The organism is Candidatus Hydrogenedentota bacterium (genome assembly GCA_016791475.1).
In the GTDB taxonomy this organism is placed as follows: domain Bacteria; phylum Hydrogenedentota; class Hydrogenedentia; order Hydrogenedentales; family JAEUWI01; genus JAEUWI01.
Genome location: JAEUWI010000142.1, coordinates 1 through 552 on the forward strand (window position 1 = coordinate 1; position 552 = coordinate 552).

Sequence of the window (552 nt, forward strand, 5' to 3'; positions counted from 1 at the left end):
TTTTGATCGTTTCTTATATATTAAAAAATATAGGCGACGAAATGGGTATGACCCAATATGTAATTGAAAGTTTGCAGGGAGTAGTATCCAAAGCTTATTTACCGGCGCTGGTATTTTTGTCGCTGGGCGCCATTGCGTTTGCGACAGGTTCTTCCTGGGGGATTTACGCCATCGCTATTCCGATGGTAGTGCCGGTAGCCATCGCCCTTGACGCCAATGTGTGGATTACCCTTGGCGCCGTGATCAGTGCAGGCACGCTGGGCGCCCACGCCTGCTTTTATTCCGACGCCACGATATTAACCGCTACCGGCACCGAATGCAATAATATCGAACACGCATTTACCCAACTACCCTATGCGCTGATGGCAGCGGGGCTTGCGCTGGTTTGTTATTTGGCGGTGGGGGTTATGGGGTTGTAGGTTGTGGGTTGTGGGTTGTAGGTTGTGGGTTGTGGGTTGTGGGTTGTGGGTTGTGGGTTGTGGGTTAAAGTATAATTGGTAAAGATAATGAACGGACAACCGATAACTGATAACCGACAACAGATAATCACAG

General features: G+C 49.1%; 1 protein-coding gene. It reads left to right on the plus strand.

Features of this window, described 5'->3' with window-relative positions; translation table 11 throughout:
* Positions 1–419: sodium:proton antiporter (locus JNK74_28330; protein MBL7650096.1), on the plus strand; the 419-nt coding region annotated here is incomplete at its 5' end.
* Positions 420–552 lie beyond the last annotated feature (133 nt).